The organism is Zoogloea sp., assembly GCF_017302315.1.
In the GTDB taxonomy this organism is placed as follows: domain Bacteria; phylum Pseudomonadota; class Gammaproteobacteria; order Burkholderiales; family Rhodocyclaceae; genus Zoogloea.
In genome coordinates, this window is record NZ_JAFLDT010000023.1 from 32,979 (window position 1) to 49,686 (window position 16,708).

16 protein-coding genes are annotated in these 16,708 nt (G+C 66.4%); 1 reads left to right on the plus strand and 15 read right to left on the minus strand.

The annotated features are described in order from the left end of the window. Nucleotides 1-5: 5 nt before the first annotated feature. The 12 genes from J0L98_RS09280 to J0L98_RS09335 form a co-directional block, all read right to left on the minus strand. A complete protein-coding gene (locus tag J0L98_RS09280; RefSeq protein ID WP_296411439.1) occupies nucleotides 6-668 on the minus strand; it encodes a hypothetical protein in 663 nt (220 codons plus the stop codon). Further along, on the minus strand, nucleotides 665-1,216 hold the full coding sequence (gene gspM, locus J0L98_RS09285; protein ID WP_296411440.1) for a type II secretion system protein GspM: 552 nt from the start codon (nucleotides 1,214-1,216) through the stop codon (nucleotides 665-667). Before gspM ends, J0L98_RS09280 begins: the two co-directional genes overlap by 4 nt. Next, a complete protein-coding gene (locus tag J0L98_RS09290; protein WP_296411442.1) occupies nucleotides 1,213-2,247 on the minus strand; it encodes a PilN domain-containing protein in 1,035 nt (344 codons plus the stop codon). The genes gspM and J0L98_RS09290 overlap by 4 nt, the downstream gene beginning before the upstream one ends. Further along, nucleotides 2,248-3,246 carry a type II secretion system protein GspK gene (locus tag J0L98_RS09295; RefSeq protein ID WP_296411443.1) on the minus strand — a complete coding sequence of 333 codons (999 nt, stop codon included), beginning with the start codon at nucleotides 3,244-3,246 and terminating at the stop codon, nucleotides 2,248-2,250. Then, nucleotides 3,162-3,818, minus strand: coding sequence for a prepilin-type N-terminal cleavage/methylation domain-containing protein (locus J0L98_RS09300; protein WP_296411444.1), 657 nt, complete (start codon nucleotides 3,816-3,818; stop codon nucleotides 3,162-3,164). The genes J0L98_RS09295 and J0L98_RS09300 overlap by 85 nt, the downstream gene beginning before the upstream one ends. Then, the gene (locus J0L98_RS09305; RefSeq protein ID WP_296411445.1) at nucleotides 3,815-4,222 is read right to left on the minus strand and encodes a type II secretion system protein; all 408 of its coding nucleotides are present in this window, start codon (nucleotides 4,220-4,222) and stop codon (nucleotides 3,815-3,817) included. The genes J0L98_RS09300 and J0L98_RS09305 overlap by 4 nt, the downstream gene beginning before the upstream one ends. Beyond that, nucleotides 4,219-4,716, minus strand: coding sequence for a GspH/FimT family pseudopilin (locus J0L98_RS09310; protein ID WP_296411447.1), 498 nt, complete (start codon nucleotides 4,714-4,716; stop codon nucleotides 4,219-4,221). Before J0L98_RS09310 ends, J0L98_RS09305 begins: the two co-directional genes overlap by 4 nt. After that, complete coding sequence (gene gspG / locus J0L98_RS09315; protein ID WP_296411448.1) at nucleotides 4,706-5,146, minus strand: type II secretion system major pseudopilin GspG; 441 nt, start codon at nucleotides 5,144-5,146, stop codon at nucleotides 4,706-4,708. Before gspG ends, J0L98_RS09310 begins: the two co-directional genes overlap by 11 nt. Nucleotides 5,147-5,175: 29 nt before the next feature. Further along, nucleotides 5,176-6,414 (minus strand): type II secretion system F family protein, encoded by a 1,239-nt coding sequence (locus J0L98_RS09320; RefSeq protein ID WP_296411450.1) that lies wholly within the window; start codon nucleotides 6,412-6,414, stop codon nucleotides 5,176-5,178. Continuing rightward, complete coding sequence (locus tag J0L98_RS09325) at nucleotides 6,407-8,125, minus strand: ATPase, T2SS/T4P/T4SS family (RefSeq protein ID WP_296411452.1); 1,719 nt, start codon at nucleotides 8,123-8,125, stop codon at nucleotides 6,407-6,409. The genes J0L98_RS09320 and J0L98_RS09325 overlap by 8 nt, the downstream gene beginning before the upstream one ends. Nucleotides 8,126-8,155: 30 nt before the next feature. Then, on the minus strand, nucleotides 8,156-10,561 hold the full coding sequence (locus J0L98_RS09330; protein ID WP_296411453.1) for a tetratricopeptide repeat protein: 2,406 nt from the start codon (nucleotides 10,559-10,561) through the stop codon (nucleotides 8,156-8,158). A 123-nt stretch (nucleotides 10,562-10,684) separates the two neighbouring features. Further along, a complete protein-coding gene (locus J0L98_RS09335; RefSeq protein WP_296411454.1) occupies nucleotides 10,685-11,692 on the minus strand; it encodes an NAD-dependent epimerase in 1,008 nt (335 codons plus the stop codon). 191 nt (nucleotides 11,693-11,883) lie between these two features. On the opposite strand from J0L98_RS09335, the gene waaA reads away from it, so the two are divergent. Further along, nucleotides 11,884-13,167, plus strand: coding sequence for a lipid IV(A) 3-deoxy-D-manno-octulosonic acid transferase (gene waaA, locus J0L98_RS09340; RefSeq protein ID WP_296411455.1), 1,284 nt, complete (start codon nucleotides 11,884-11,886; stop codon nucleotides 13,165-13,167). 13 nt (nucleotides 13,168-13,180) lie between these two features. On the opposite strand, the gene ubiA is transcribed toward waaA, so the two are convergent. From ubiA to recG, 3 genes are all read right to left on the minus strand, one after another. After that, entirely contained in the window at nucleotides 13,181-14,062 is an 882-nt protein-coding gene (gene ubiA / locus J0L98_RS09345; protein ID WP_296411456.1) for a 4-hydroxybenzoate octaprenyltransferase, read from the minus strand. Beyond that, entirely contained in the window at nucleotides 14,059-14,613 is a 555-nt protein-coding gene (locus tag J0L98_RS09350; protein ID WP_296411457.1) for a chorismate lyase, read from the minus strand. The genes ubiA and J0L98_RS09350 overlap by 4 nt, the downstream gene beginning before the upstream one ends. Before the next feature lie 81 nt (nucleotides 14,614-14,694). Beyond that, a partial coding sequence (recG, locus tag J0L98_RS09355) for an ATP-dependent DNA helicase RecG (protein WP_296411458.1) occupies nucleotides 14,695-16,708 on the minus strand: 2,014 nt, incomplete at its 5' end.

Sequence of the window (16,708 nt, forward strand, 5' to 3'; positions counted from 1 at the left end):
TAGTGTCACTGCGCAGGAGGAGGCTTGTTGCCGCGAGCCAGAAGGGCCGCCTTGCGCGCGCGGCGCGCGGCAATTTCCTCATCCACTGTTCGCGACTGACCGTCGCTTCCCATTATCCGGGGCCCACCGTCGGCTCCGCCCCCCCCGCCCCCTTGGGCCAGAGCCCCATCCGGAGCCCCTTGCACCGCATGCTTGAGATCCAGTGAGCGCATCTCGCCGCCTGCACCCTTGAAGCGTGCGGTCTTGCCGTCCACGCCGTCAAGCGACCAAGCGCCCAGCGTCTGACCGACCATGACGCGGCGGAACCTGCCACCGGTAAGGGCAATCACGCCGCTTTGCTCGCCACCAATCATCAGACCAACCAGCCGGATATCCGCAAGGGGATCCGGCTCCTGCTCGGCATCCGATTTCACCGGCGGCGGCGGTGGCGGAGGCCTGCGGCTGGCCCAGAACAGGGGACGCTCACCCGTGCTGTTGAGCTGGGAAAGATCCCTCTGCAGTGGAGTGATCCGATGGACGGTGAGCGAGTCGGATGCAGGCGGAATCGCCACCGGAGCCCGCCAGAGAATATTCTTCAGGTCAAAATCCTCGTCCAGCCAAAGGGCGCCCAGCCCCCAGGCAAGCCCCAGATTCAAGGCCACAAGCACAGGCCAAAGCTTGATTCTCATGGCTGGATCCGCAGGGACATGACAACCATCGTCGCGGAAACCAGCTGGGGCTGCTTGGGATCACCGCGATCGATGGCCCGCAGGCTGAGCGTATCCACAAACAGGACCGGGGCATCACCGGCGAGTGCAGCGAGCGTCATCTGCAGGCCCTGGAGGCCGCCCTCAAGGGTGAGGGACACCGGTATCTGCTCGACGCCATTTTCCAAACGGACCGGCAGCACCTGACTACTGACGATGTTCATGCCCGATGCCTCTGCCGCCTTCCGCGCCCGCTGCTGCACGTCATTGCCCGCCTTGCCGGAATCCTGCTCGGCCGGATAGGCCCAGCGACGTAGACTCGCATAGGCATCGAGCACCGTCTTCTTCAGGGGGCCATCAGCCCCCTGAAGCCCCAACAAGCGGGCATAGCGGGGCTCGATTTCCTCGATGACGGCCTGGGCGGCAAGATACCGCTCCCAGGCATAGCCCGCAGCCACCGCAACGACTGCGATGACAACGGCAAAGGTCACACCCACGGCAACGACCGCCCGATGACGAATCAGCTTCATTGAGCCTTCTCCGCCCGGTCGACCTTGAACTCAATCGTGAAGTACTCCTTGGCGCTGCCCTGCACCCGCGTGGTCGCTGTTGGTGCCTTGACCTCACTGTAACCAGGCTGCGCGGACAGCAGATCGAGAAGCCGGGCCGCGTTGGCGGCCTGGCCGGCAATGCGGACCGTATTGCCCTTGAACTCCAGGGAGTTAACAAGCACATCATCAGGCAGCAGGCGCGACAACTCGTCCAGCGTCAGGAGGGGATTTCCGTAAGCCGCAACCGCGCTCCCCACCTTCTCGAGACTGGCATTGAACTTCATCAGATCCGCACGCAGATTGACCTGGGGCGATGAGGCCTTGGCGAGCTTCTGGCTGCGCACCACGGCGTCGAACATCCGTTCGCGCAACTGCAGCAGGGGCGTCAGTGCGATAGCCACCGCAAGGGCCACTGCCAGCACCAGCAAACCCCGATTCACCCAGCGGAGGCGCCGCCCCTCGCCCTCACCTTTGCCCTTCGCCTCGCCGAAACCGCGCACGACAACGGGCTGCTCTCCTCCCGCCCAGACCTCGCACAGGGAAGGCAGACCCTCCACCTGCAGATTTGCCAGATGACGCTCGATCAGCGCTCGCGACGAAAGCACGGACGCCACGTGCAGGACATCTCCTTCCCCCGCCGGGCGCAAAGCAAACCCCCACACCAGATCGCTTTCCGGAAAAGGACTGGCGCTGCGGGCATCAAGGGCCACTGCAGCCTCCAGATCCCTGGCTGCCAGACGAGGCAGGATCAGACGCCGGCGCAGCACCAGATCTTCAGGCAGTTCGACGGCCGTCCGCTCCACCTTTCCCTTGAAATTAACCGGCGTGGCGGACACCCCGAGGCGCACGCTCGTCCGCCCGGTCTCATCCATCACGCGTACCGGTGGCTGCGGATTGAACCAGCGAAATAGCGGCCACGCAGCCGCATCCGCCCATCCGTCCCGGAAATAGCGGCCGACGGCCGCCAGGTCGAGCCCGAAAAGATCGTATTGACTCTTGGAACTGCTCATTCAGCGCTGCGCCACGGAAGCACTTCCGTCAATGCCAAGGGCGCGCTCCGAACGCAGCACAACCCAAGGCAGACGGGAGGATGGAGGGGGCGCGGCGTCGACCGTCACCGTACGCACGATGGCACGCTCCGCGCCAAGGGGCACAAACGCCTTCAGCCGGAAACGCGACGAGGAGGATTGATCAGTGAATTCCTGCATCAGAGTGGTGGTATCTACCTGAACCTGCCCCGCATCTCGCGCGGCGGCAACCCTTTCGGCGACGGCGGCATTCCCCTGGGCAAGCACGAGCAAGACTTCGAAAGGCGCCGCAAGCGGATTCGTGCGCGCCGAACCACCATCCACGGTGATCAAGCCTCTGATTTTATCATAGGTTTCCAGGTCCATCCCAAGCACCTGCAGGAGGTCCTCGGGAGCCTCAAAAGCCCCGCCACGGGTACGAAACGGAACGCCTGCCGCGGCGTACTCCGGGTTTTCACCCCCCCGGGGAAGGGCTGCGCCATCCGGATCGCGCCAGTCAATCACGCGCTGTGCCAGCGTCTGGGCTGTCGCCGGATCAAGACCGGCACCATGCGCAAACAAGGCCGTCAGCAAGGGCTCCGGTGCAGCATTGATCGCCACCAGCCCGTTCAGGGGCGTCACAAGAACACGCACGCCCTCGCCGTCAAACTCGACATCCAAACTCCGCTGGGCCGAAAACTGCTTCACATCGGATGCAATGAAGCGCAAGGCCATCTGGATGGCGGCATCACCCCGGGCCTCGGCCAAAGCCGTGTCTCGAACCGCCGTCACGGTACGCAACTCGGTGCGGGCCTGGAAGACCAGCGCCGAGACAAGGAGCATCAAGGCACTGACCATCCACAGGACGGCCACCAGTGCATAACCCGCCTCGATTCTGCAAGGTGAGGAAGCACATCTCATGGCGATCCGGCTCCGGTCACAATGCGGCCGGACGCGCCCGCCGGCAACAGGCTGCGCACCGGAAGAACCAGCAGCGGCCATTCGCTGCCGGCAGCCAGGATCGAAACACGGATACGGGCAAGGGTTCGCGGGTCCGGGCTGTTGCGCCATTCGCCGAGCCACTCGCCGCCATCATCAAGCTGGTAGGCCAGGGAAAACCCCTCCAGGCGCCCCACCAGAACCCGCTGCTCCGCCAGCGACCAGTCCGGCAGAACCTCGCCCCCGAAGTAGGGAAGGTATGACAAGAGCAATGCATCGCCGCCCGAACTGGTCAGCCCACGCTGAAGCCTGAAATGATGCAGTCCGCCAACGCCGTGCCGCGCCGGCATCACCCCGATCCACTCCAGCGCGGCAGGAGTACCGACAAACGTACTTTCGCCGGGCGTACCGGCCAGGGACTGGCGGGGACGGAGAACCACCTGGCCAAGTACATCATCAAGGAATCCGGAGACCACCCGACGCTCATCCACCAGGGCGAGCCGCGCATCAAGCTTCTCCTCGGTCAAGCCAAGGGAGCGCATTGCGGTCAGCAAACCCACCATGATGATCGCCACGATCACCAGGGAAATGATCAATTCGATAACCGTGAAGCCGCCTTCCCGCCCTGCTTTCACCGGGGCGCTCCTGGGGGTGGCCGAAGTTGTGGCAACAGGCTCGACAGAACGACGGAGCGGGGATGCTCCGGATCTCCGAACCGGACCTCCACGTCCACCCGGTGCAATGGCACAGCAGGCCCGGGCAGCGGCGGCAAGGGGTAAGCCGCGGTGCGCATCTGCCAGCGCATCCCGCCATCCACCCCCTCCATGAAAAGCCCGGACTCGGGAACCCCGTCCTGCAGTGCGAGCACCGAGCGGGCCGTGCGTACCGCCCGCTCGTAGTTCTCGGCATCGGCTACGGCGCGCACGCTGCCGCCACTGGTCCGGTACAGCACCGCGAGGGACAGGGCCATGATGGCGAAAGCAACGAGCACCTCAAGCAGGGAAAAGCCCCGCTGGGCGCGCGGGGAGCGCAGGCTCATCGGGAAATCGGCTCCTGGGTGACGGTTCCCAGCAGCCAATCAACCCGCAGGCGCACGCCGTCGCCGGTACGCTTGAGCACATCGACACTGCCACCGGTGGCGCCTCCCCCCGGATAGAAACGGATGCTGCCGCCACCTTGCCGCGACTCAATGCCCGCCACCACCAGGCGGACATCCACGGAGTCCGGCAAGGTGTGGTCCATCCGGCCCTGGGGGCCAAAAACCCGCTTTTCCGTGTCCACGGAAAACACCGTGCTCTGCCCGGTCTGGATGGACATCTGGCGCGCTGCCGTCATGCCGGCAAGCATGTGGCGCACCGTGCTGCGGTATTGGGAAGTCTCCATGAGCTTGCCGAAAGCCACCGGCGCAAGGCCCAGCAGCAATGCAATCACCGCAAAGGCAACGATCAGTTCGAGCAGGGTAAAACCGCTGAAGGCGCGGCGCGCCTTCGGGAGGCCCGGCCTGAGCGCCGGGCCCTCACTGCTACTTGCCATTGCGGATGTCGGCGTTTTCACCCTCGCCACCCGGGGCGCCATCGGCCCCATAGGAGACGATCTCGACATCGGCACCGTTGGGGGAGCGCTTGTAACGGTAGGGGTTGTTCCACGGGTCCAGGGGCACCGAGCCCCCCTTCAGGTAGGGACCATCCCAGCCGTTGGCCGAGGCCGGCTTCTTGACCAGAGCCTCCAGCCCCTCCTCGTCCGACGGAAAGCGACCGACGCCGAGCTTGAAGAGTTCGACGGATTTCTCCAGATCGGCGATCTGGACACCGGCGGTCTTGCTCTTGGCACCGCCGAGCTGGCCGAGCATGCGCGGACCGACGAGGCCCACCAGCAGGGTCAGGATGGCCAGCACGACCAGCAGTTCGACCAGCGTGAAGCCGGCATTGCGCGCCACGCGCGAAGAACGGGATACGTACAGCATTGGCACTCCGGATCTTGGATTGAAAAGTCTTACACCGCCAGATCGTTCACCGACAGGATGCCCATCAGGATCGATACGATGATCCCGGCGATCATCACGCCGAGCGTCAGAATTAGCAAGGGTTCGAGGAGGGTCAGACCACGCTTGATGCTGGTCTCCACCTCCCGGTCGAGGATGCGCGACAGCTCGAGCATCATGGTGTCGAGGCGGCCCGTCTCCTCCCCGACACGGACCAGATTGATCGCCATCGGTTCAAACAGCGCGGTCTTGTAGAGGGCATCGGTCATCCGCCCGCCGCCCTTCATGGCCGGCGCAATGCGTTCGAAAGCCGTGCGGACATGAACATTGCCGACCGTTTCGGTGGCGATGTTGAGGGCCGAGATCACCGGCACGCCATTGCCCAGCAGGGTGCCGAGGGAACGGGTGAAGCGGGTGATCTCGTATTTCAGGAAGATGGCCCCGAACACCGGCAGGCGCAGCGCCTTGCCCTGCCACCACAGGCGCCCGGCCGGGGAGGCAAACCAGCGGCTCAGGCCGGCCCCGAGCAGAAACACCACAACCCCCAGCAGCAGGCCGTAGTCGGTGAAGAAATGCCCGGTGGCCACCACGATGCGGGTGGGCGTGGGCAGGGCATCGCCCATGTCCTTGAACAGGGTCTCGAACTGGGGAACCACGAAGCCGAGCATGGCGATCACGGAAATCACCGCCACCAGCAGCAGGATTGCCGGGTAGATCATCGCCGAGATGACGCTCTCGCGCAGGGCCCGGATGCGCTCCAGGTGCTCCACCAGGCGCGTCAGCACTTCGCTCAGCTGGCCGCCGATCTCGCCGGAGCGGACCATGTTGATGTAAAAGTCGCCGAAGAAGTCGCGATGCGGTGCGATGGCGCGGCTCAGGGGCGCGCCGCCCTTGACGGCATCAAGCACACCAGCGAGAAGGCTCCCCACCGAAGCCTTGTGGCTCATGCCGATCAACACCTTGAGCGCCCGGTCGAGGGACAGGCCCGCCCGCAACATGATGGCCAGCTCGGAGGTGAAGGCCAGCAGGTCGGCCTGGGTCGGCTTGCCCTTGGCCGGCGCCCGCCCGGTGGGCTGGGGAATGCCGTCCCTTGCCGCCTGCACCGCACCGGCCCCCGGGGGAGTGATGCGCAAGGGCGTCAGCCCCTTGGCCTTGAGGCTGCGCAGGGCCGCGTCTTCGCTGAGGGCGTCTATCACGCCGTCGCGGCGCACGCCCTTGGCATCGGCGGCCTGGTAGGCGAACTCAGGCATTGCCCTGGTCCTGGGTCACGCGCAGGACTTCCTCCAGGCTGGTTTCACCGGCGGCCACCTTGCGCAGGCCGTCTTCATAGAGGGTGAACATGCCCGACTTGCGCGCCGTTTCATGCAGGGCAGTGGCGTCGGCACCCGAAATGATGGCCTGGTGCATGCTCTCGCCCAGCACGAACAGCTCGTGGATGCCGGTCCGCCCCGAATAGCCCGTCTGGCGGCATGCCGGGCAGCCCACCGGGTTGTAGACGCGGGTGCTCCCGCCCATGAAACGCTTCAGGCCGCTGCGTTCAAGCACGCTTTCATCGAGATCCACCGGCGCCTTGCATGCCGTGCACAGGCGGCGCACCAGGCGCTGGGCCAGCACGCCATTCACCGACGAGGTGATCAGGTAGCGCTCCAGCCCCATGTCCTGCAGGCGGATCACCGCCCCGGCCGCCGTGTTGGTGTGCAGGGTGGACAGCACCAAGTGGCCGGTGAGCGCCGACTGCACGGCAATCTGGGCGGTTTCCCCGTCGCGCATTTCACCGATCATGATGATGTCCGGATCCTGACGCAGGATGGCACGCAGGGCGTTGGCAAAGCTCAGGCCGATCTGGGGATGAACCTGGATCTGGTTGATGCCGCCCAACTGGTACTCCACCGGGTCTTCCACGGTGATGATCTTGGTGGCCTGGGCATCGAGCTTGCCGAGGGCAGCATACAGCGTGGTGGTCTTGCCCGAACCGGTGGGGCCGGTGACCAGCAGGATGCCGTGGGGCCGCTGCAGCAGCGACTCGAAGACTTCCAGCGTATCCCGGCTGAAGCCCATCTCATGCAGGCTGAAGCGGATGCTGGCGCGATCAAGGACCCGCATCACCACGCTCTCGCCATGCACCGTCGGCACGGTGGACACCCGCAGATCCAGTTCGCGCCCCTTGATGCGCAGGTTGATCCGGCCGTCCTGGGGCAAGCGGCGTTCGGCGATATTGAGATGGGCCAGCAGCTTGATCCGCGACACCACCGCTGCTGACATGGCCGGGGACACGGACTCGCCCATCTGGATCACCCCATCCACCCGATAGCGCACATGCAAACCGTCGTCGAAGGGTTCCAGATGAATGTCCGAGGCCTTCAGGTCGATGACCCGGGCCACGATCTGGTTCACCAGGCGGATCACCGGCGCTTCGCTGGCCAGATCCTTCAGATGCTCGATGAAGTCGCCGCCGGCTTCGAAATCATCCCCGCCGTCGACCTCGCCCTCCTCCTCGACAGGCGCCTCCAGCAGGCCTTTCAACCCAACCTCGATGTCGCCCTCAAGGCCCATGGCCAGTCGCACGTCCAGGCCCGTGGCAAGGCGCAGCGCCTTGGCGATGAAGCCGTTCTGCGGCTCGGCACAGACGACGGTGAGCACCCCACCCTCGTCGCGGATGGGCAGCGCATGGTGAGACGTCAGGAAATCCGTCGAAATGCCCTCTGGCAATGGCAGATCGGCCGGAAAGGCGTCGGCAAGCACCAGGGGCACGTTTAGCTGGCGCGACAGGGCACGCGCCACATCCAGGTCGGAGACCACACCCAGACGGATCAACACCGATCCCAGCATGCCCCCCATCTCGGCCTGCGCCGACAGGGCACGCTCCAGATCCCGGGCACCGAGCTTGCCCTCGGCAACCAGCATCTCCCCGAGCATGGGACGCGGCGCTTGCAAGTCAGGGGAAAGAGTCTGTTCAGTCATGGGCTTGGGTCGGTGGGCAACGGCCCGGGGTCACTTCTGTTCGGCCTTGCTGCGGGCGAGGGCCTTGGCCGACTCCAGCATCTGCGTCACCGTGGCCCGCAGTTTGGCCGCTTCGGGCTTCCTGTCCACGATCACTTTGGCCCGCTCCAGCAAGGGCAGCGCGCCCTGGTGATCGCCGCGCGCGACACGTTCAGTCGCCACATTGTTGAGGGAGGTGGCCAGGTCCAGGTCGTCCACCGGACGGAGGGCTTCCCGGATGCGCAGGGCTTCAAGCAGGTGCTCGGCCGCTTCGGGCCCCGCGCGCCGCTCGAACAGGGAGACACCCAGGTTGTTTTCGGCATTGCCCAGCTCCGCGCTCACACCGCCGGTAGCCCGGCGGAGAATGGCGATGGCGCGGCGGTAGCACGGCTCGGCTTCGTCGGCGCGGCCCTGGAGGCGCCAGGATTCCCCCAGGTTGTTGAGGATCACGCCGGTCTGGGGATTGTCGTCATGGAGCACCGCCGCCCGGGTTTCGAGCAGGAAACGGTAGTCGGTGGCGGCCTCGGCATAGCGCTGCTGGGCAAACGCCAGATCGGCGAGCATCAGGCGCAAGGTCAGGATGGAGGGATCCCGGTCGGCATTCGGGCGGGACTCCCGCAGGGTGAGCAGGCGCCGGTAAAGGCTCTCGGCCTCGACCATGTTGCCGTTGGCCTTGTGAATGCCGGCCACCCGTTCGAGCAGAGCCTCGAAGGCCGGGCTGCCGGAGCCGAGCGTCAGCTCGCTCCCCGTCACCAGGCGCTTGTAGAGGGGCGCAGCATCGCCGTAGCGCTTGCGGGCGAGATAGGCGTCCGCCTGGGTTTCAAGTAAGGCCAGAACGGTCGGATGATCCGGCCCGAGGAAGGCGGTCTGGATGGCCAGCAGGCGCGTGTTGTACCCGTCGAGTTCGCCCTGCTCACCATTGGCGAGGCTGATCGCGGCCAGGCCATTGAGGGGTGGCAGCAATTCGGGATGTTCCGGACCGAAAACCTGCTCCAGTGAAGCAAGGGACTTCTTGAACCGGGGCGTCGCCTCCAGGTAGCGCCCCTGCAGACGGTAAAGCTCGGCCAGTTCGTAGCGGGCACGGGCCACGGCCGGATGGGCAGCAGGCAGATTCTTCTCGCGCATGGCAAGGGCGCGGCGGTACAGGGGCTCGGCCCGGGCAACATTGCCCTCGGCCACGGCAACCCGCGCCCGCACGGACTCGGCCAGCACCAGCGCCGGGTGGTCGGACCACACCCCGTCCTGCAAGGCTAGGAAGGCCTCATCGAGAAGGACATCGGCCTCCTCATGGCGTCCCTGGGCGCTAACCACCGCAGCCTGCCGTGCCAGCACCTCGGCATAGTCCGGATGATCACGGCCAAGACGCTCCTCGCGGATGATCACGGCCCGTTGCAGTGTGCGCTCGGCAAGCGCGTACTGACGCTGGTCGGCATACAGGGCAGCCAGCCGGATCAAGGCGGAAGCGACCTCGGGGTGAGTACGGCCAAGGCGCTGCTCACGGATCTCCAGGGCACGTCGATACAGGGGCTCGGCAGCACTGAAACGATATTGGGACCGATACAGCTCGGCCGTCGCCAGCAGGGACAAGGCCACGTCGGGATGCCTGGCCCCCAGGGTACGCTCGCGGATGTCCATCGCCCGGAGACACAGCTTCCCGGCCTGGGCGTAGCGCCCTTGCTCGCGCAGGAGCTCGCATTGATCGCCCAGGGAGGCCGCCATGTCGGGGTGGTCGGCCGCAAGGGCCTTCTCGCGAATTGCCAGCGCCCGTGCCTGCAGGGGTTCGGCCGCCGGGAACAAGCCCTGGGCCCGGTACAGCTCGGCCAGGTTGCCGAGGGACATGGCCACGTCCGGGTGGGTGGGCGACAGGGCACGCTCGCGCAGATCAAGGGCGCGCTTGTGCAGCAGCGCCGACTTGGCGTAGTTACCCCTGGCCTTGTGGTAGGCCCCAAGATTGTTCAGCGAGTTGGCCACCTCAATGCTGGTGTAGCCGCGCACACCCTCACGGATGTCGAACGCGCGGTTGAGCAGCCCCTCCGCCTTGTCAAGACGGCCCTGCCCCAGATAGACCAGGCCGAGATTGTTCAGGGAGGTGGCGACGTCGGGATGATCCGGTCCGAGGCGGCTTTCGCGGAGGGACAGGGCCCGCTCGAAAACAGGCTCGGCGAGATCGAAATCCGCGTTGAGGACGTGGACCGAACCCAGCTCATTGAGGGCCGAAGCCAGTTTCAAGGCCCCTGCGCGCCCGCCTTGCTCGGCCGCCTCGACAGCGCCCAGGGCAGCCTTCAAGCGAGCATCGTAACCCTGGAAAGCCACCAGGGCAGTGGGCGCAGAGGCGGCAGTACTGGCGGGTAAGGCAGGCGCAGAAACAAGGCCCAGCAGGCTCACGGCGAGCATGCCGAGGGCGAAACGTGGTTTCATCGTTATCGGTTATCCAACAAATCCGGCCGACAGTTTAACCGACGCGGTATTGGACATTCAGAGAAAGTGGGCGCCCGACCCTTCCGGGTGGAGCGCCCACAGGCAGCCGGACTCGACCGAGGCTTACTTGCCGTAGTAGCCGCGATACCACTCGACGAAGCGGCCGATGCCAACCGGCACCGGAGTGGCCGGCACAAAGCCGGTCCAGGCGTTGAGGGCGTCGGTGTTGGCGTAGGTGGCCGGCACGTCGCCATCCTGCAGGGGCAGGAAGTTCTTCTCGGCCTTCTTGCCCAAGGCGCTCTCGATGGCCTCGACAAAGGCCATCAGCTCCACCGGGTTGTTGTTGCCGATGTTGAACACCCGGTAGGGCACGTTGCTGGTGCTGGGGTCGGGCTGATCGGCGTTGTAGGCGGCGTCCGGCTCGGCGGTGTGATCAAGGGTCTTGATGACACCCTGGACGATGTCGTCCACATAGGTGAAGTCGCGCTTCATCTTGCCGTGGTTGAACACGTCGATGGGCTTGCCCTCGAGGATGGCCTTGGTGAACAGGAACAGAGCCATGTCGGGACGGCCCCACGGGCCATACACGGTAAAGAAGCGCAGGCCGGTGGTGGGCAGACCAAACAGGTGGCTGTAGGTGTGGGCCATCAGCTCGTTGGCCTTTTTGGTGGCCGCGTACATGCTCACCGGGTGATCGACGCTGTCGTGCTCCGAGAAGGGCATGCGGGTGTTGCCACCGTACACGCTGGAGCTGGAGGCGTAGACCAGGTGCTGCACCTTGCTGTGACGGCAGCCTTCCAGGATGTTCATGAAGCCCACCAGGTTGCTCTCCACGTAGGCCTGGGGATTGACCAGGGAGTAACGCACGCCGGCCTGGGCGGCCAGGTGGATCACCTTGTCGAACTTCTCCTCGGCAAAGAGCTTGGCCATGCCGGCGTTGTCCGCCACATCCATCTTCACGAAGCGGAAGTTCTCGTGGGGCGTCAGACGGGCCAGCCGGTCATGCTTGAGCTGGACTTCGTAGTAGTCGTTGAGGTTGTCGAGACCGACCACCTGATCGCCTCGCGCCAGCAGGAGCTGGCTGGTATGCATGCCGATGAATCCGGCAGCGCCGGTGACGAGAATTTTCATGATCGCGGGGTACTCGAAGTTGAGGGAAGCAGGTCAGGCCGTGCCGGATTGCAAAGATGCCCCGATACGCCGTCAGCGGTCCGGCATTTTCTCACGGGAGCATGTCGGGGTAAATCGGCTGACCCCCGTGAACGTGTCGTCTGTAACGACCGTTATACTTTCAGGCTTCGGCAAGCCCCTGGCGCACCTCGTTGATACTCCGTCTTCTTTACTCCGCACTCTGGTACCTGGCCGTTCCGCTGATCGGTCTGCGCTTGGCCTGGCGTGCGCGCCGCCAACCCGAATACCTGCAGCACGTGGGGGAGCGTTTCGGGCGCTATCCGACGTCCATGGTCGGCCCCCTCATCTGGCTCCATGCCGTGTCGGTGGGAGAAACCCGGGCCAGCGCACCGCTGGTGCATGCGCTGCTCGATGCCCATCCCGACTGCAGCCTGCTGCTCACCCACATGACCCCCACCGGCCGGGCCACCGCCGCCGAGATCTTCGGCAACCTGGGCCCGCGGGTGCAGAGCGCCTACCTGCCCTACGACTTTCCCTGGGCCATCGCGCGCTTCCTGCGCCATTTCCGACCGCGCATCGGGGTGCTGATGGAAACCGAGCTGTGGCCCAACCTGGTGGAGGGCTGCCGCCGCACCGGCACCCCGTTGGCCATGGTCAATGCACGGCTGTCGGAGCGCTCCGCGCGGGGCTACCGGCGGGCCGGCAGCCTGGCCCGGGATGCCTTTGGCCACCTGGCGGCCATCGGCGCCCAGACCGAGGCCGACGGTCGCCGCCTGACCGCCCTGGGCGCCCGCTGGCTGCAGGTCACCGGCAACATCAAGTTCGACATCACCCCACCCGAGACCATGCTGGCCCTGGGCGAGGCATTCCGCAACCGCATCGGCCCGCGCCAGATCATTCTGGCGGCCAGCACCCGTGAAGGCGAGGAAGGCCCCCTGCTGGAAGCCTTCGCACGCCAATGCCCGCCAGGGGTGCTGCTCGTGCTGGTGCCACGCCACCCCCAGCGCTTTGACGAAGTGGCCAGGCTGATCGGCCGAAGTGGACTCAAATTTCAGCGCCGCTCCGGCAACGAGCCGGTGATGGCCGACACGCGGGTCTGGCTGGGGGATTCGATGGGCGAGATGTACGCCTACTATGCCGCTGCCGACACGGCCCTGATCGGCGGCTCGTGGGAAAAGCTCGGCGGCCAGAACCCCATCGAAGCCACGGCGGTGGGCTGCCCGGTGGTGGTCGGCCCCCATACCTTCAATTTCAAAGCCGTCTGCGAGCAAGCCATCGAAGCCGGAGCGGCCCTGCGTGCCGACAACCTGGAGGATGGCCTCAAGCTGGCCCTGGAGATCATCCACAGCCCGGTCCGGCGCAAGAGCATGGGCGAAGCGGGACGCGATTTTGCCAGATCCCACCGGGGTGCGACGACGCGCACCCTCGCCCTGCTGGCCCCCCTGCTGCGCGGCGCCCAGGCCCGCAAGCGCTGACCCGGGAAGCCGTTCAGGCCATCGGCCGAGCGAGGTAATCCACCGCCCAGCCGGCGAAGATCACCGCCCCCACCCAGTTGTTGTGGAGGAAGGCCTTGAAGCATTTCGGCCGGTCACGCTCACGGATGAGGGTGTAGTGATAGACCATGATGCCGGCGGCCACCGCCAGCCCGGCTGCAAAGAACAGCCCTCCGCCGGTCATCAGGCCCACCCAGCCGAGCAGGGCCAGGGTGAGGACATAGCAGATCATCACGGCGGCCACGTCGAAACGGCCGAAGGTGATCGCCGAGGTCTTGATGCCGATCTTCAGGTCATCCGGGCGATCCACCATGGCGTACTCCGTGTCATAGGCCACCGCCCAGAACACGTTGGCCAGCAGCATCAGCCAGGCCACCATCGGCACCTCACCCTGCAGGGCGGCGAAGGCCATGGGGATGCCGAAGCCGAAGGCGATGCCCAGATAGGCCTGGGGAATGGCCAGGAAGCGCTTGGTGAAGGGATAGCTGCCCGCCAGGAAGACCGCCGGCACGCTGAGGGCGATGGTCAGGGCGTTGAGGGGCAGCACCAGCAGGAAGGACAGCAGCGCAAGGCCTGCCGCCAGAGCCAGGGCCTCCTTCGGCGTGACTCGCCGGGCAGCCAGCGGCCGGTGACGGGTACGCTCCACATGGCCATCGAAGTCCCGGTCGGCGTAGTCGTTGATCACACAACCCGCCGAGCGCATCAGCACCGTGCCCACCACGAAGATGGCCACCACACCCAGCGCCGGCCGCCCAGCCCCGGCCACCCACAGGGCCCAAAGGGTCGGCCACATCAGCAGCAGGATGCCAATGGGCTTGTCGAGGCGCATCAGCTTCTTGTACTCGTCAAGGCGCTGGGGAAGGCTCAGGGTGCTCATGGGGCCAGATTCCGGATGGCAGGCAGGAAGACTTCGGTGATCAGCAAGGGCGCTCCGCCCCGCTGAAAGGCCGAACGGCGGGCCCACAGGGACGGCAGAGCGGGTTCGCCAGTGGCACGCGCCGCGTGATGCCAGCGGGAATCCCGGGTATCCAGACGCGCCGCCTCCAGGGGCGAACGCCGCACCCGGGGATCGTTGAACAATACGTTGGCCAGCGGCCGCCCGCCCAAGCCACGCAACAGATGCCAGGCGGCCGGAATGGACGTCGTCGGCACCAGCGAGCGGGCAAAGACCACCGGTACGCCATCGGCCACCAACAGGACCTCCCGGATCCACAGGTCGCCATGATGTGCCACCCCCAGGGCGGCCCGCTCGTCGGGCATCACCCGCCCCTTGCCCTGACTCACCACCTGCAGGGAGAAGCGCCCGCAACGGGCGCGGATGCGGGCCGTGAGCGAGCTGTCATCGGTCAGCCACCCCCGCATGGGACGGGGGGCTTGCCAGGCAGCAATGCGGAAAGGGTCGCGGCCCGGGAAGTGGGCGAGGGTCATGGGGTGCGGGGCTTGAAGCAGGCGGGCCGTATTGTACGGGTCTTGCTGCGGGCGGCGGAAGAAGGCAGGCCGGGCAAGTCGCTAGGCCTTGAGCAACGACGCCCGTCCGCCGAACCAGCGCGCCGTAATGACGTCCGCCGCCCGCGGCGCGTCGCGCAGGATCTCCTCGGCCAGATCGCGGGCGATGTCCACCAGCACCGCGTCCTCCTCCAGGTCAGCGTAGCGCAGCAGGGGCACCCCGCTCTGGCGGGCGCCGATGAACTCGCCCGGCCCGCGGATGCGCAGATCCTCCCGGGCGATGATGAAACCGTCGGTGTGTTCGTAGATGGCCTTGAGGCGCTCCCGCCCGCTCTGGGAGAGGGGCTGGGCAAAGAGCAGGATGCACACGGACTCATGCACGCCACGACCGACCCGCCCGCGCAGCTGATGCAGCTGGGCCAGGCCGAAGCGCTCGGCATGCTCGATCACCATCAGGCTGGCATTGGGAACGTCCACGCCCACCTCGATCACCGTGGTGGCCACCAGCACCTGCACCTCGTTGGCAATGAAGGCCGCCATGGTGGCGGACTTCTCGTCATTCTTCAGGCGCCCATGCACCAGGCCGATCTTCAGCTCCGGCAGCGCCGCGGACAGCATCTCGAAGCTTTCCTCGGCGGTCTTCAGCTGGAGCGCCTCGGACTCCTCGATCAGCGGGCACACCCAGTAGGCCTGGCGGCCCTTCAGGCAGGCGTCGCGGACGCGCTGGATCACCTCGTCGCGGCGTTCGTCCTTGACCAGCTTGGTGACGATGGGGGTGCGCCCCGGCGGCAGCTCGTCGAGCACCGACACATCCAGGTCGGCGTAGTAGCTCATGGCCAGGGTGCGGGGGATGGGCGTGGCCGACATCATCAGCATATGGGGCGACTCGCCGGCCTGTCCCTTCTCGCGCAGGGCCAGGCGCTGGCGCACGCCGAAGCGGTGCTGCTCGTCCACCACCGCCAGGGCCAGCAGGGGCAGGGCCACCGGGTCTTCGATCAGGGCGTGGGTGCCCACCGCCAGCAGTACTTCGCCGGCGGCAAGGCGGGCCAGGGTGGCCTCCCGTTCCTTCTTCCGCCGGCTGCCGGACAGCCAGGCCACGGCGATGCCAAGGGGCGCCAGCCAGTCGGCAAGCTTGCGGTAGTGCTGCTCGGCGAGGATCTCGGTGGGCGCCATCAGCACTGCCTGGCGGCCGTTCTCGGCGGCCTGCAGCATGGCCAGCGCGGCAACGCAGGTCTTGCCGCTGCCCACATCGCCCTGTAGCAGGCGCTGCATGGGGTGGGGCGAGGCCAGGTCGCGGGCGATCTCGGCAAAGGCGCGGCTCTGGGCGCCAGTCAGCGCGAAGGGCAGTTGCTCCAGCAGGCTGCGGGTCAGGGTGTCGTGCAGGGGCAGGGCCGGGGCATTCTTGGCCCGGCGGGCGGCATAGGCACGGCGCAGGGAAATCTGCTGGGCGACGAGTTCATCCAGTTTGATGCGCTGCCAGGCCGGGTGGCCCCGGTCTTCCATATCCAGGGCCGACACCGACGGCGGCGGCGCATGCAGCAGGCGCAAGGCGTCCGGCAGCGAGGGCAGATGCAGGCGCTGCCGCAGGGCGTCGGGCAGGTCATCGTGCACCGGGTTGTGGCGCAGGGCACCGCCGATCAGCTTGCGCAGGGCCGACTGGGCCATGCCGGCGGTGGTCGGGTAGATGGGGGTGAGGCTGTCCGGCAGCGGCTCGCTGGCGGCCACCGGGCGCACCCGCGGATGGATCATCTCTGCCCCGAAAAAGCCCTCGCGCAACTCGCCAAAGATGCGCAGGCGCGCGCCTTCAGCCATCTGCTTCTGCTGGTTGGGGTAGAAATGCACGAAGCGCAGCATCACCTCGCCGCTGGCATCGGTGGCCCGCACCACCAGCTGGCGGCGCCCGCCATGGGTGATCTCGCAGGACTGCACCTCCACCTCGCACTGCACCGGCACACCCGGTCGGGCGTCGGCCAGCGGGGTCAGGCGGGTTTCATCCTCGTAGCGCAGGGGCAGATGCAGGATCAGATCTGCCGGCGCAAAGATGTCCAGCTTGGCCAGGCGCTCGGCGAGCTGCGGC

Bases quoted from the DNA above. Each gene is read 5' to 3' on its own strand.
- J0L98_RS09280 (WP_296411439.1), bottom strand. From the start codon at position 668: ATGAGAATCAAGCTTTGGCCTGTGCTTGTGGCCTTGAATCTGGGGCTT.
- gspM (WP_296411440.1), bottom strand. From the start codon at position 1,216: ATGAAGCTGATTCGTCATCGGGCGGTCGTTGCCGTGGGTGTGACCTTT.
- J0L98_RS09290 (WP_296411442.1), bottom strand. From the start codon at position 2,247: ATGAGCAGTTCCAAGAGTCAATACGATCTTTTCGGGCTCGACCTGGCG.
- J0L98_RS09295 (WP_296411443.1), bottom strand. From the start codon at position 3,246: ATGGCCGCTGCTGGTTCTTCCGGTGCGCAGCCTGTTGCCGGCGGGCGC.
- J0L98_RS09305 (WP_296411445.1), bottom strand. From the start codon at position 4,222: ATGAGCCTGCGCTCCCCGCGCGCCCAGCGGGGCTTTTCCCTGCTTGAG.
- J0L98_RS09310 (WP_296411447.1), bottom strand. From the start codon at position 4,716: ATGGCAAGTAGCAGTGAGGGCCCGGCGCTCAGGCCGGGCCTCCCGAAG.
- gspG (WP_296411448.1), bottom strand. From the start codon at position 5,146: ATGCTGTACGTATCCCGTTCTTCGCGCGTGGCGCGCAATGCCGGCTTC.
- J0L98_RS09320 (WP_296411450.1), bottom strand. From the start codon at position 6,414: ATGCCTGAGTTCGCCTACCAGGCCGCCGATGCCAAGGGCGTGCGCCGC.
- J0L98_RS09325 (WP_296411452.1), bottom strand. From the start codon at position 8,125: ATGACTGAACAGACTCTTTCCCCTGACTTGCAAGCGCCGCGTCCCATG.
- J0L98_RS09330 (WP_296411453.1), bottom strand. From the start codon at position 10,561: ATGAAACCACGTTTCGCCCTCGGCATGCTCGCCGTGAGCCTGCTGGGC.
- J0L98_RS09335 (WP_296411454.1), bottom strand. From the start codon at position 11,692: ATGAAAATTCTCGTCACCGGCGCTGCCGGATTCATCGGCATGCATACC.
- ubiA (WP_296411456.1), bottom strand. From the start codon at position 14,062: ATGAGCACCCTGAGCCTTCCCCAGCGCCTTGACGAGTACAAGAAGCTG.
- J0L98_RS09350 (WP_296411457.1), bottom strand. From the start codon at position 14,613: ATGACCCTCGCCCACTTCCCGGGCCGCGACCCTTTCCGCATTGCTGCC.